This is a genomic window from Paenibacillus periandrae, from assembly GCF_022458865.1.
Lineage (GTDB): Bacteria > Bacillota > Bacilli > Paenibacillales > NBRC-103111 > Paenibacillus_S > Paenibacillus_S periandrae.
Map to the genome: position 1 here is coordinate 169103 of NZ_JAJNMU010000012.1, position 12938 is coordinate 182040.

Genomic DNA, 12938 nt, shown 5'->3' on the forward strand with positions numbered 1-12938 from the left:
ATAATCGGGGGAATCAGCAATCATGGTATTTTCACATAAAAGAAACCGTTGGACAACGGCTTGCATGGCCTTGCTGCTCGTGGTATTGACCGCTTGCACGCAACAGCCTGCGGCCCAACCTGCTACGACAGCCGTACCTCAGCAAGGTGATAAAGAGGCTGTAAGTACGAGCAAGACCAAGGATCAGCTCGTTATTGTGCAAACGAATGAAACCAGAGATTTTACAACAATTGACCCTTATCAAAAAGATATAACGCTTCCGCGAACATTGATTTTCGATACGCTGCTGGTCAGAGGTCAGGATGGCAAGCTGGCTCCATCGCTTGCGGAAAGCTACGAGTTCAAAGATAACAACTGGAGAATCAAGGTGAAAAAGGGAATAACGTTCCATAATGGTGATACCCTGAATGCTCAATCGGTCAAAGCGACTATCGATAAATTGATGTCACCTGAGGTTCCCAAGAGTACATTTAAAACACTGCTGGATGGTGTGACGGGAACGAACATTGTTGACGAGTACACGGTCGATATTATAACATCCTCACCCAACTACGCTTTGATTAATTTTATGGTCGACCTGCCAATTCTATCGGCTAAACAGCTTGCGAGCGGGGACGAGTACAAAACACAGCTGGTGGGAACCGGCCCCTATGTATTAAGCGATTGGAAGCGTGGGGAAGTCGCTACGCTGAAGGAAGCTCCGAACTATTGGGGAAAACGCCCGCCGTTTAAGTCCGTCGTTATCAAAAATGTGACAGACGAAGCTACACGAATGGCAGAGCTGCTGAGCGGTAATGCAGATATCGCTTCCGATCTTTCATCCACATCGATCAAGCGCGTTCAAGGGCAGTCCGGCTATCAGATTGTATCCGAGCCCGGATTCCGTGTAACCTGGCAAAGCTATTTCTTTAAAGCTCCGTTTGACAATGCGAAGGTCCGGGAAGCTCTTTATTATGGAATCGACAAAGGCACATTGGCCAAAAATATGTACGGCGAATTTGCTTCACCAGCTGTAGCTCCAGTTACTAAAGCAGGCTCCGGCTTCGTAGAAGCGTATCCTTTAAGTGATTACAATCCGGAAAAAGCCAAGTCTTTGCTGGCTGAATCCGGTGTCGCTGCGCCGATATCCGTCAACCTGGATGTTACGCAGCGGGATATTGATACCGCACAGGTGCTGCAAGCACAGCTGAAAAAGATCGGAATCGATGCGAAAATTAATTTGATGGAAATCGGACCGCTGCTGGATCCCAAACGCTATGAGCAAAGCAATGCCGGATCGATTCTGCTATTCTCGGGCTATGATAACCCTGACCGTGAACTATATCGGATTCTGGTGGCGGCTTTCAGTCAAAAATCACTCTACAAAACATTCGGCTACCAGCTGGATTCGCAGGTCGAGCAATGGATCAAGGATTATGCGGCTGAACCGGATGAGAAAAAACGTTTGGCCTTATCCAAGCAAATTCTCGATAAGTCGAAACAAGGATCCCCTGTTAACTGGCTGATGTTCCCTCCTAATATTTACGGATTGTCCAGCAATATCGATTGGAAGCCGGATGGAACAGGCAGAATCGATATTCATCAGATCAAGGTGAAATAGGATGCATCAGGGAATGAAAGCGGCCGTACAACGTCTTGTTGTCGGCCTTTCCATCTTGCTTACGGTATCCAGTATTTTATTCTTTGTGTCCAGCGCGATGGGCGATCCCATTCATTCTCTGCTTCCCCATGACGCTACGGAGGCAGAGAAGGATTTGCTGCGCAAAACGCTGGGTCTGGATGCTCCGGCGCTGGTAAGGTTCGGCTTGTATATTCTGAAGACGATAACGTTTCAGTTCGGCAATTCCTATAAGCTCGGTGAACCCGTGCTGGATATTGCTCTTCCTTACTTATGGGCAACGATGAAATTGATCGTTCTCGTGCTGCCTATTGGTATTGTAGGTGGGATCGGTGTCGGCTTTCTCGGCCTCTATTTACCGACTAAGCTGGACAGTCAATTGAATAAAGCGCTGCTGATGCTGCACTCAATACCGGGTTTTGTTCCCTGCATCCTGGCTATTGAGCTGTTCAGTGTACATCTAAAGTGGTTTCCTCCCTCGGGAAGCCAAGGAATTCAATCGCTGGTGCTGCCGGTGCTGCTGCTTGCCGGTGCAGAAGCCATCAAGATTGGTCTGTTGTTCCGCTCCAAGCTGCAGGAGGTAGCCAAAGAAAAATTTATTGTAACTGCGAGAGCTAAGAATGTAAGCACCTTCCGCTTTAGTGTTCACTATTTGCTGCGTCCAGCTCTGTCACTCATCTTTTCCTTTGTATCGATACAGGTGGGAGTTCTGCTTAGCAGCACGATCGTCGTAGAAACGATTTTTTCTTACCCGGGCATCGGCAATCTGACGGTGGGAGCTATCGCCAGTCACGATCTTCCGCTAATACAGGCATGCTTGGTTTTTACAACGCTTTTGTTTATATTCTCGCGATTTTTGCTGGATATGCTTCATCCGCTCATTGACCCCAGGGTTAAACAAAATCAGGTGTGGGAGCGAAAAGAATAGTGAACACTTCAAACCGCTACTGGATGATACTGCTATCGGCAGCTGTCGTATTTATCGTGTTGTCGCTCATCTATATCCAAGGGTTCGCACATGACCCGACCACACCGTTCGAGGGTCCAAAGCTGGATCCGCCCTCGGCCGATTTTTGGCTCGGTACCGATCACCTTGGCAGGGATGTGAGCAGCCGGCTTATATATGCGACCTATTTGACACTTGGACTGGCGCTGCTCGCGGTACTGCTGGCTATGACGGCAGGTACGCTGCTCGGCATGCTGGCCGGGTATAACGTAGTGCCTTTGCTAACACCGCTAATTTTGTTTGTCGGGCAAATTTCAATTGTATTTCCGGTTCGTATGCTGCCGCTGCTCATTATCACGATATTTGGCAACGGACCGCTGGGAATGGTTCTGTCGATGGCTTTTTCCATCTGGGGTCAATTTTTTTGGCTTATTCATGACGAAACAAAAGCACTGCGGGGAAGGGGATTTATTCGGGCAGGCTTTATGCTTGGCAGCAGCAAGTGGGGCATCGTTCGTCTGCATATTTTACCTCATCTGCTGCCAACCGTTGTGCTGCTATCCACGATCTGCTTTCGTACGGCGATTGGCGTGATCTCTACGTTAAGCTTTCTCGGGATTGGTATCAGTCCGCCAACACCGACATGGGGGTCGATGATTGCGGATGGTCATCCTTATATTATACAGGCCTGGTGGACGATCGTATTTCCGACTTTGGCGCTGGCTTGCTCGATATTAATGGTCAACAGCATCGGCAGCAAGCTCGAACAAAGATGGAAGCATGCCGATACATCGAAACTGGAAAGGCGGGAAATCGGTGAGCTCAATACGACAGCCTCTATTTGAAATCAGCGGGCTTCATACAGGCATTACGAAACCTGAAAACGGACGGTGTCTGTTACAAGATGTCAGCTTTCATATTGACCAAGGAGAAACGGTAGCCGTAGTCGGTGAGAGCGGCTGCGGCAAGAGCACACTGGCGTTATCGATTATGGGCCTGTTGGAAGCGCCGCTTGGAGTTCAATCCGGCCGTATTCGTCTGCAGGACCGCGAGCTGCTGCAAATATCAAAGAAGGAAATGAAGCGAGTACGCGGGACCGAGATTGCGATTGTATTTCAGGACCCGATGAGCGCATTTCACCCTATGATCCCGCTTGGTGCCCAACTGATGGAATGCTTAAAGACCGGCGACCGACGGACCCGAATTTCCCGTTGTCTTGATATGCTTGACCGTGTAGGTCTGCCTGATCCTGGAAAACAGATGAAAAGCTACTCCTTTGAGCTGAGTGGAGGTATGCTGCAGCGGGTGATGATCGCGATGGCGCTGCTCAACGGGCCCAAGCTGCTAATCGCCGATGAGCCGACAACTGCCCTTGACGTTACTGTTCAGGCAGGCATTTTACGATTGCTAAAGGGCCTGCAGCAGGAATTTGGTATGGGCATGCTGTTCATCTCTCACGATTTGGGTGTTGTCTCTGAATTGGCGGATCGCATCGTTGTGATGCGCCAAGGACAGGTCGTCGAGTACGGGGAGGCTTCCCGCTTGTTAGACAATCCGACCCACCCCTATACGCGTCATTTGCTGGAGATGGTGCCCGTATTGGGACGCACACTTCCAGCAAAGGTACTGACCTACGATCAGCATGTGCAGCAGACTGAGGTCGTTGGGGCTATTTAATTAAGCTGGCGAGGCCGGCATATACAGAAGGTGGCGGATGCAAATGCTGGCTGCAAAGCAAATACAAAAACAATATATACAGCGCCACTGGTTCGGGCCTCCGTCGGTGACCGAAGCGGTTAACAAGGTTACGCTTGAGCTGCGTGCCGGGGAAACAGTAGGGCTGGTTGGAGAAAGCGGAAGCGGTAAAAGCACACTGGCTCGGTGCATGGCTATGCTTGAACCGATAACAGAAGGCAGTTTGACATGGAACGATAAGGATATAACACAAATATCGTTCGAAGAGTCAAGAGAGCTTAGGCGTAACATCCAGCTAATATTTCAGGACCCTGTTGATGCCTTGAATCCAAGGCTGACGATCGAACGGATTTTGACGGAGCCGCTATACCATTTCGCCATCGGCACCTTGCAGGATCGTAAGCATAAAGCGAGACAGGCGATTGAACGTGTCGGCCTGAACAGGGATCACCTCAGTCGCTATCCGACGGAATTAAGCCGTGGGCAGTGTCAGCGTGTCAATATTGCCAGAGCGTTAATGATTGACCCGCAAATTCTGATCTGCGACGAGATTATTTCTGCGCTCGATGTTTCCACAGGAGCACAAATCGTCCGTTTGCTGCTCGATTTGCAGCAGCAATTTGGATATGGTTATTTATTCATTTCTCATGATCTGGCCAGGGTCATGCAGGTGAGTCACCGAATCGCCGTCATGTACAAAGGGGAAGTCGTGGAAACACGTGCTAGCAGCGGGTTCCATCTGGAGGCGGAACATCCTTACACGCGCAGCCTGTTGGCTGCGGTACCCAAGCTTCGCTCCACTCCACAGTAGAGCAAGCTGTGTCCGAATATCATACACGACAGTGAAACGAATCAGAGACCGCCTCAATGGTGGTCTTTTTGCATGTTCAGTGACTTTGTTGTCAAGACTGTGGACAGTGGAAATATTCGCTATAACCAAAGTTACCGTTGCTAACCATTTTCTGTTATGTAAAAGTAGTTAAAGGCTAGGAGCTGCGTGTTGTTTATATTCGGTTTAAACAAGTGCGATATGCTTCTTGCATAAAGCCTCCGTCATACGGCAGGTGCTCAAATTCTATGAGGTGATTCCTATCGAAAAAACGAAAACGAACAACAAAACCTTGATTCTGATCGGACTATTGATCGGGCTGATTTTTGCTGAGCTCGACGAGACGATTGTCTCCACGGCGATGCCGACGATCATCCGCGAGCTGCATGGCTTGTCCCTGTATGGTTGGGTCGCAGGTATCTACATGCTCACCCTGACAATGTTTATGCCGATCCTTGGCAAGCTGGCCGATTTGTACGGTCGCAGGCGGATTTATCTGATATGTATCGGTCTGTTTATTACAGGCTCTATTGTCAGCGGCATGGCATCGTCGATGACGATACTGCTGATTGGCCGAGGTATACAAGGGATCGGCGCCGGGGGATTAATGCCGCTTGCCCTGGTCATTATCGGCGAGGCTTATCCACTTGAACAACGGGCTAAGATCCAAAGTCTGTTCGGGCCCATGCTGATTATTCCGCAGCTATTGGGACCGACTGTTGGTGGTTACATTGTTGGCAATATTGATTGGCACTGGGTATTTCTGATCAATATCCCAATCGGACTGCTCGCAGCGCTTTTTGTAGCCAAGGGCATGCGAGAATCGATTGGCGACGAGAAGCGGTATATCGACTGGGCGGGTGCGTGCACGCTCATATTGGCGCTGCTTTCACTGCTTCTGACTCCAGTACTTATCGATAATCAGGGCTACGCCTGGTCGTCGCCGATCATTATTGGACTGCTGAGCTTGTCGGCACTGCTGTTTGCATTGTTGGTATGGATCGAAGCGAAAGCCAAGGAGCCGATCATCCCACTGCATCTGTTCCGCAACCGTAATGTAGTCGTGTTATCGCTGCTAGTATTTATCCTGATGCTCGGAATTATGGGCGGCATGGCGACATTTCCGTTTTTTGCACAGCATGTAATGGGCCTGACGCCGACGGAAGCCGGTTATTTGATGCTGGCCTTTATGGCAGGCGCGATTCCGGCAAGCATTGTGAATGGGTTTCTGATCACGCGGGTAGCATACCGCAGCCTGTTTATCGTATCATTTTTGCTGCCAATTGCTGGTTTCCTGATGCTGACGCAAATCGGTGTCGCGACAACCTGGATTTACATCGTCGGGGCATTTTTTATACTCGGCGTTGGACTTGGTGCGCTATTCGGCGGAGACAATCTGATCGTTCAGGAGTCGGTGGATACCAAGGACAGCGGTATTGCCCTGTCAACGGTCCAGCTGTTCCAATCGCTTGGCGCGACTATCGGTCTTAGTATTTTTGGCAGCCTGCTGTCCAAGCACATTAAGGACGGAATCGCCGCTCTTGACAGTCGACTTCCTGCTGGTGCGGCAGCTAATATTGAGACGGGCAACATTCCCGCAGATCTGCCAGCAGCTTTACTGCACGATATTAAGCAGGTATTCAGTTATTCATTTCAGAATATGTTCGTGATCTCACTCGTATTTGCAATTGCCGCTTTTATTCTCTGCTGGTTTTTGAAGAAAGAGGTGCTGTCTCAGAAAGCCGAAGAGGGGATGGGAACACAAAGCGAAGCGGGCGCAGGTGGATAAATCGGAAACAAGTCTTCTCAGCATGCTTATATTTGGATCGTGCTCTGGATAGCTGGGACAACAATATCCCCTCTATGGACTTCTATGCCATTACTCTTGCATTTAATGGTATTAAGAAGTACAAATAGAGGGGATAGCTTTAGTTTAGGATTAAATAGCTTATCGTTTATAGAGACGCAAGGTAATCGTCGAGTTGGCTGAAGGTTCCGGCAAAGCCCTGCTGCATGGAACCACGCATGGAGTGGAAAAATAGGAGTTCTTCCTCAGTAGCGTCAATAGGGCCTCCTTGCAAGGTTATGGTCGTTGTGCCTTGTTCCTCTGTGAACGTGAAAACATTATAAATTTCAAGTGGAAAAGTCTGGCTGAATGGCGCCCGGACAATATTACCTTCTTCATCGGAAAATGAATTGACAAACACAATCTTCTCAGGGGAAACGATTTCGTGATATACAAACTTACCCCACATTTCGTGGCCTTCAGCGGCCTTCATACAGTAATGAAAAACACCGCCTGGACGGATATCCGCTTTAGCGACATGAATAGTAAACCCTGTGGGTCCCCACCAATGCTTCAGGTGCTCTGCTTCGGTCCATACCTTGAATACGAGCTCGCGCGGTGCTTGGAAGGTACGGGTAATGACCAATTCGTTTGCATTGTTTTCGGACATGTTAATGCCTCCTATTTTGTAATTGTATGGAAAAGGAATGCCAATATATGAAGTTATTTGGCAAGATTCCGTGAAGCTGCCCTTAGTCTTTTGTGATATAGAACATAGGAGCCAATAATGACCAGGTAACCGATTAGAAAAAACACCAATCCGCCAAGAGGGTCGCCGACAGCTATTGTTGAGTACATGGCACCCGTCAGATCGATTACAAAACCGGCATATGCCCATTCCTTAACCCTCGGAAAGCCAGGAACAAGTATGGCAACCACTCCTAATAATTTGGCAACGCCCAGGAAGGGCAGAAGATAAGCAGGATATCCTAAATGGGCAAATAATTCAACTGCATCGGGAGCGGACAAGAGATCCGGAATTCCACCAACACCCATTAGCGCTAGCATTAATACGGTGAAAACCCAGTAAAATATGTTGACTTTTCTCATTGATTATCGGTTCCTCCTTGGCGTTGTATACACATAGCAACTATGATTTCCTTGAACGGAGAGCATCATATCTTCAGCAGCAACTGTTCGGGAAGATCAAGTGTCGATTGTGCAACCTCGATTGGCTCATACTCCTTAATTACTTTCTCCAGCTCAACTGTCGATTTGAAAAGGTTTGGAAATCATTCCCATACCTTCTTTTCATGCTGTTTGTCAGGATTACTGCTTGTCCTCATGATTCACGTCCTTTCTTTGCAGCTCCTGCAAGTAATCATCCAATCGATCGAATCTTTCTTCCCAAATATGCCGGTAGGACTCCATCCAGGTGTCCAGCTCCTTAAATGGATCAGGCCGCAGCTTGTAGATTCGCCGATTAGCGATCGCATTCACCTCAACGAGTCCGGCATCGCAAAGCACACGGAGATGTTTGGATGTTTGCGGTTGGTTGAGGTCGAGTTGATGGGCAACTTCCCCAACGGAAAGGGGACCTTTACATAAGAGCTCGACGATGTGTAATCGATTTGGCTCAGCGAGAACGCTAAAAGTTAAATTCATGTTCTCAATATACCCTAAAGAGAATATTCCAGTCAAGGAATATTAAATATTCATAAACCGTATACGATCGTATAGTTACGGCACCGCATTTCCTTATGCTATAGTCTGATAGTCGAAACTATATGATTTATACATCAAATCAATCAAGGAGGACTTTTCATTGACTCAACGTTTATACCGAATACCTATGAAGCTGTCGTTTTCGATGGCACTGCTCATTGCCTGGTCAGGCACAGCGGCAGGAATTGGGAGCATACCGGCCGCCGAAGCGGCGACAACTCCTACACAGCTAATCGTATACGACGACCAGCTGCGCAATTCTTTCAACGATTACAGCTGGGCAAAACATTCTTTATCGGAATCGACAACTCGCCATGCCGGAACCAAATCGATTCGGATGATACCTAACAACGACGATGGTCTGTACTTGTATAACGATCGTGTCCTTAAGGTTTCCGACTATCCCATTCTTGAGCTATGGTCTCATGGTGGTAAAGGAAACGCGCAGAAACTCGAAGTCGTCATGCAGGCAGGTGGTCAGCCGGTCGCCATTCAGCAGCTTGATCCAGCTGTGTTTAAGTCCGGTACGTGGCAGAAAACCAGCATTGATCTTAGCAAGCTGAACATACCGAACGGCATCTTTGACGGCATTCTTATCCGCGGAACCGTAAATGGTCTACAGCCGGAGGTTTATTTTGACGATCTGGTTCTGAATGGCGGTGGCGTTGTCCAGGAACAGAAGCTCACAAGCATCTCAATGTCGTCTGTTTCGCTAACTTTGAAAAAGGGGCAGGAAGGCGCTTTGAGCATTACCGCCACCTATTCTGACGGAAAGACAGCTCCGATTCCGCAAGGTGTGACTTGGAGCACTAACAATCCTGCAGTCGTAACTGTCAACGGTGCAGGTAAAGTGACGGCTCAGAAGGCAGGCACGGCTGTCGTGACGGCGCAATATGGCGGATTCTCTGCCACGTCGACGATTACTGTATCCGATGATGTGGTCGTGATGACCGGTATTGAAGCTGCTCCATCACAAATGGAGCTTAAGCCAAGCGATGCAGGAATGCTCGCTGTAACAGCTTCTTATTCCAATGGAACAAAGATTCCACTCACACAAGGTCTGCTATGGAGCTCCTCTAACGAAGACATCTCTACCGTAGCCAATGGAAAAGTAACGGCGCTTAAGTCTGGTTCCTCTGTCATTACTGCGGTATATGGCTCTTATAGCGCCAATGTGAACGTTACCGTTACGGATGTTGCTTTGCCACCGGACGATGACGGGCAGAAGGGCATCAAGATTTACGAGGATACGCTTAATTCGGCATTTAAGGATTACAGCTGGGCGCCGCACAGCTTGAACGAAGAGTCCAAGGTGCATACAGGCAAAAAGGCTGTTGTTTTCGACCCGAGCCAACGAGGTGGTCTTTATTTCTTCAAGGATAACGGGTCGGTTAACGTGAAGGATTATGATCGGCTCGAATTCTGGATAAACGGCGGCGAAGCGGGTGGACAGCAGCTGGAGCTTGTGTTCAATTCGGGCGGTCAGGCTGCAGGGCAGATTAATGTGAGCAGTCTGATCGAAAGTGGAAGTATTCCAGCTAATGGATGGGCCAAGGTGCAAATTAGTTTACCTGAGCTGAAAATAAAGGATAACCTGTTCGACGGGCTGCTGTTCCGTGGTTTGACTGACGGCGCGCAAAACAAAATTTACCTAGACGACATTCGATTGCTGGAGAAGTACGTAGCACCTCCGACAATGGTAGAGGGTGTTTTATCGCAATATGGCATGGTATTGGCCCCAGGAGACAGCTCCAAGCTGACGTTTGAAGCGCGTTACTCGAATAGCACGAGCGCAGACGTAAGCGACAAGACGACCTGGACCTCGAGTGATCCGAGTATAATCACAGTGAACAAAGGCTCGCTCACGGCTGTTGGCAGCGGCCTTGCAAAAATTACAGCGAGCTTTGGCTCGGCAAGTGCGTCGATGTACATTCAGGTTGTGTCGAATACGCCAGAGGCTGTCTACACGGACGGAATGGCAGCCGGTTACAGTGACTGGAGCTGGGGCACGCAGAACTTTGGCAACACGCAGCCGACAGCCTCCGGTTCGAAATCCATTTCTTTTGTTGCTAAAGGCTACGAAGGCATATGGCTGCATCGCAATACCAAAATCGATTTGACCAACTATTATGGATTAAGGTTAAAGCTGCATGGTGGATCGACGGGTGGACAACAGCTGCGTGTCAACCTGATGGATGACCGCAACTTTGTCGGTGAATTTGATCTGACGAACGTATTGCCGAACGGCGTACCTGCGAATCAGTGGACAGAAGTGAAGCTGAAATTTGCCGACTTGGGTGTAAGTAATCTCAATCTTGACGGTATTGTCGTTGCGGCGTGGGGTGAGAAGAACCAAGGGACGGTCTATATCGATGATATTGAATTGTTGAAAACGACATCGATCGTCAACTTGCCTGCTCCTGAGCTGCCTACGGTCAAAGTGGCTATCGATTCAACGAAGGAGCGCAGAACGCTTAGCCCTGGCATTTTTGGTGTTAACTTTGAGGATTCTCCGACGGAGGGGCATTCCACGATGAAATTCCCGATCAAGCGTTGGGGTGGCAATGCAATGACTCGTTATAACTGGGAAATCGATACGACGAATCGCGGCGGTGATTGGTACTTCCTGAACGTACCCTACGACAATCCGGATGCCTCCAAGCTGCCGAATGGCTCTTTATCCGACCGTTTCATTCAGGATTCGAAGAACGCGGGTACGCAGGTGCTGCTCCAGGTTCCGACAATCGGTTGGACACCGAAGGATCGCAAAATCAGCTGGAGCTATTCCATAGCGAAGTACGGTGCTCAGCAGAGCAATGAGTGCGACTGGCATGAAGCTTGGTGCCGGCCGGATGCTGGTAACGGCAAGCTCAAGGACGGCAGCTACGTGACAGGCAATAAGCCGGAGGATACGTCGAAGCAGGTCGGACCGGAATTCATTGCCAAATGGATTAAACATCTTCAAGATCGGTTTGGCCCATACGTGCACAATTATGCGCTCGACAACGAGCCTATGCTGTGGCCGCATTCTCATTGGGATGTACATCCGGGCATGACGACCTACGATGAAATATGGAATTATACGAAAGCCTACGGTGAAGCGATAAAGGCGGCCGATCCAGAGGCCAATATCTTTGGTCCGGTGCCTTGGGGCTGGTGCGAGTACTTCTACTCTGCAAAGGACGGCTGCTCCCCAGGAGCCGATATGCAGGCACACGACGGCAAGCCATATATGGAATGGCTGCTTGGCAAGGTGGAAGAGTATCGTAAACAAACCGGCAAGCGTTTGATCGATACGCTTGATATTCACTATTACCCGGCAGAGAATAATATCGCATTCTCCAGTGATGAGACTTCGGCTATGTCCAAACGCCGCTTTAATTCGCTCAAGTCATTATATGATCCGAACTTCGTGGACGCGTCCTCCTGGATTCAGGAGCCGGTGAAGCTGATTCCGCGGATGCACGATATTATCGCACGCAATGCGCCGGGAATGAAGCTGTCCATCTCCGAGTACAACTTTGGAGACGGCAGTGGTATTAACAGCGGCTTGGCCCAAGCCGAAGCGCTCGCACTGTTTGCCCGTGAAGGCGTCGATTACGCTATGCGCTGGGGTGGATTACAAGGCAATACGCCGCTTGAGGACGCCTTCAAGCTGTTCTTGAACTATGATGGCCAAGGCAGCCGAATCGAAGGCGACGTCGTTAGCACGGTTAGCTCCAATCTGGATGCAGTCGGAACTTACACGATCGTATCCAGTCAAGGCAAGAAATACGTGCTTCTGTTTAACAAGGATACTGCTCCGCGTGTTGCGAAGGTTCAAGCCGATGTATCGTTGAATGCTTCCGCACAAGTATATCGCTTCGAAGCACAGAAGCGTTTGGCTCCAGCGGGTACCGTGCAAGGCAGTGCGGAAGGGTTATCGTTAACACTCCCCGCGAAGTCAGCGACGTTGGTCGTGTTGCCGTAGCATTCATTAGTACATTGCAAGTAAATTGATAGAGCGTAGCTCCGAAGGGAGGAAAACATGCTAATAAACCAGATCAGCAAGCTCAACAGGTCGGATAGAATTATTAGCCGAAGGAAATGTAAAACAGTCGACTCAGGAAATTCATCCAGCCTTGTCCAGCAATTTGTAAAGTGTCTGGAGTTATCTGACGAAGAGATTCTCGATAAATTTCAACTGACCTTGGATGGTCAGCAGATAACAACGGATCAAGCCCGTCATTTTATTGCTTTTGTTCGTCAAGAAGTAAGCCGTAATCAGGAATAGTCAAACTAAATAATAGAAGCTCAAAAATGAGAAAAAGCCGTATAATGCGGCTTTTTCTCATTTTAT

At 49.0% G+C, this 12938-nt stretch carries 11 protein-coding genes; 8 read left to right on the forward strand and 3 right to left on the reverse strand.

The genetic code is table 11. The annotated features are described in order from the left end of the window. Positions 1-22 precede the first annotated feature (22 nt). The 6 genes from LRL21_RS21235 to LRL21_RS21260 all read left to right on the forward strand — a co-directional run bounded on the left by LRL21_RS21235 (position 23) and on the right by LRL21_RS21260 (position 6877). Positions 23-1600, forward strand: a complete 1578-nt coding sequence (locus LRL21_RS21235) for an ABC transporter substrate-binding protein (RefSeq protein ID WP_240417786.1) — start codon at positions 23-25, stop codon at positions 1598-1600. 13 nt (positions 1601-1613) lie between these two features. Further along, positions 1614-2546 carry an ABC transporter permease gene (locus LRL21_RS21240; protein WP_240417787.1) on the forward strand — a complete coding sequence of 311 codons (933 nt, stop codon included), beginning with the start codon at positions 1614-1616 and terminating at the stop codon, positions 2544-2546. Next, a complete protein-coding gene (locus LRL21_RS21245; protein WP_240417788.1) occupies positions 2546-3409 on the forward strand; it encodes an ABC transporter permease in 864 nt (287 codons plus the stop codon). Before LRL21_RS21240 ends, LRL21_RS21245 begins: the two co-directional genes overlap by 1 nt. Continuing rightward, the gene (locus tag LRL21_RS21250; RefSeq protein WP_240417789.1) at positions 3381-4241 is read left to right on the forward strand and encodes an ABC transporter ATP-binding protein; all 861 of its coding nucleotides are present in this window, start codon (positions 3381-3383) and stop codon (positions 4239-4241) included. The genes LRL21_RS21245 and LRL21_RS21250 overlap by 29 nt, the downstream gene beginning before the upstream one ends. 43 nt (positions 4242-4284) lie before the next feature. Further along, positions 4285-5070 (forward strand): ATP-binding cassette domain-containing protein, encoded by a 786-nt coding sequence (locus LRL21_RS21255; protein WP_240417790.1) that lies wholly within the window; start codon positions 4285-4287, stop codon positions 5068-5070. A gap of 271 nt (positions 5071-5341) precedes the next feature. Next, a complete protein-coding gene (locus tag LRL21_RS21260; RefSeq protein WP_240417791.1) occupies positions 5342-6877 on the forward strand; it encodes an MDR family MFS transporter in 1536 nt (511 codons plus the stop codon). 166 nt (positions 6878-7043) lie between these two features. Here LRL21_RS21260 and LRL21_RS21265 read toward each other — a convergent pair whose 3' ends face one another. The 3 genes from LRL21_RS21265 to LRL21_RS21275 form a co-directional block, all read right to left on the reverse strand. After that, complete coding sequence (locus tag LRL21_RS21265; protein ID WP_240417792.1) at positions 7044-7544, reverse strand: SRPBCC family protein; 501 nt, start codon at positions 7542-7544, stop codon at positions 7044-7046. A gap of 53 nt (positions 7545-7597) precedes the next feature. Continuing rightward, positions 7598-7984 (reverse strand): DoxX family protein, encoded by a 387-nt coding sequence (locus LRL21_RS21270; protein ID WP_240417793.1) that lies wholly within the window; start codon positions 7982-7984, stop codon positions 7598-7600. 219 nt (positions 7985-8203) lie between these two features. Then, on the reverse strand, positions 8204-8539 hold the full coding sequence (locus LRL21_RS21275) for an ArsR/SmtB family transcription factor (protein WP_240417794.1): 336 nt from the start codon (positions 8537-8539) through the stop codon (positions 8204-8206). 160 nt (positions 8540-8699) lie between these two features. Between LRL21_RS21275 and LRL21_RS21280 the strand changes: the two genes are divergently transcribed. Then, positions 8700-12569 carry a glycoside hydrolase family 44 protein gene (locus LRL21_RS21280; RefSeq protein ID WP_240417795.1) on the forward strand — a complete coding sequence of 1290 codons (3870 nt, stop codon included), beginning with the start codon at positions 8700-8702 and terminating at the stop codon, positions 12567-12569. Between the two features lie 57 nt (positions 12570-12626). Beyond that, positions 12627-12872 carry a hypothetical protein gene (locus LRL21_RS21285; RefSeq protein ID WP_240417796.1) on the forward strand — a complete coding sequence of 82 codons (246 nt, stop codon included), beginning with the start codon at positions 12627-12629 and terminating at the stop codon, positions 12870-12872. The last annotated feature ends 66 nt before the right edge of the window (positions 12873-12938 follow it).

Bases quoted from the DNA above. Each gene is read 5' to 3' on its own strand.
- LRL21_RS21275 (WP_240417794.1), bottom strand. From the start codon at position 8,539: ATGAATTTAACTTTTAGCGTTCTCGCTGAGCCAAATCGATTACACATC.
- LRL21_RS21235 (WP_240417786.1), top strand. From the start codon at position 23: ATGGTATTTTCACATAAAAGAAACCGTTGGACAACGGCTTGCATGGCC.
- LRL21_RS21240 (WP_240417787.1), top strand. From the start codon at position 1,614: ATGAAAGCGGCCGTACAACGTCTTGTTGTCGGCCTTTCCATCTTGCTT.
- LRL21_RS21265 (WP_240417792.1), bottom strand. From the start codon at position 7,544: ATGTCCGAAAACAATGCAAACGAATTGGTCATTACCCGTACCTTCCAA.
- LRL21_RS21285 (WP_240417796.1), top strand. From the start codon at position 12,627: ATGCTAATAAACCAGATCAGCAAGCTCAACAGGTCGGATAGAATTATT.
- LRL21_RS21270 (WP_240417793.1), bottom strand. From the start codon at position 7,984: ATGAGAAAAGTCAACATATTTTACTGGGTTTTCACCGTATTAATGCTA.
- LRL21_RS21255 (WP_240417790.1), top strand. From the start codon at position 4,285: ATGCTGGCTGCAAAGCAAATACAAAAACAATATATACAGCGCCACTGG.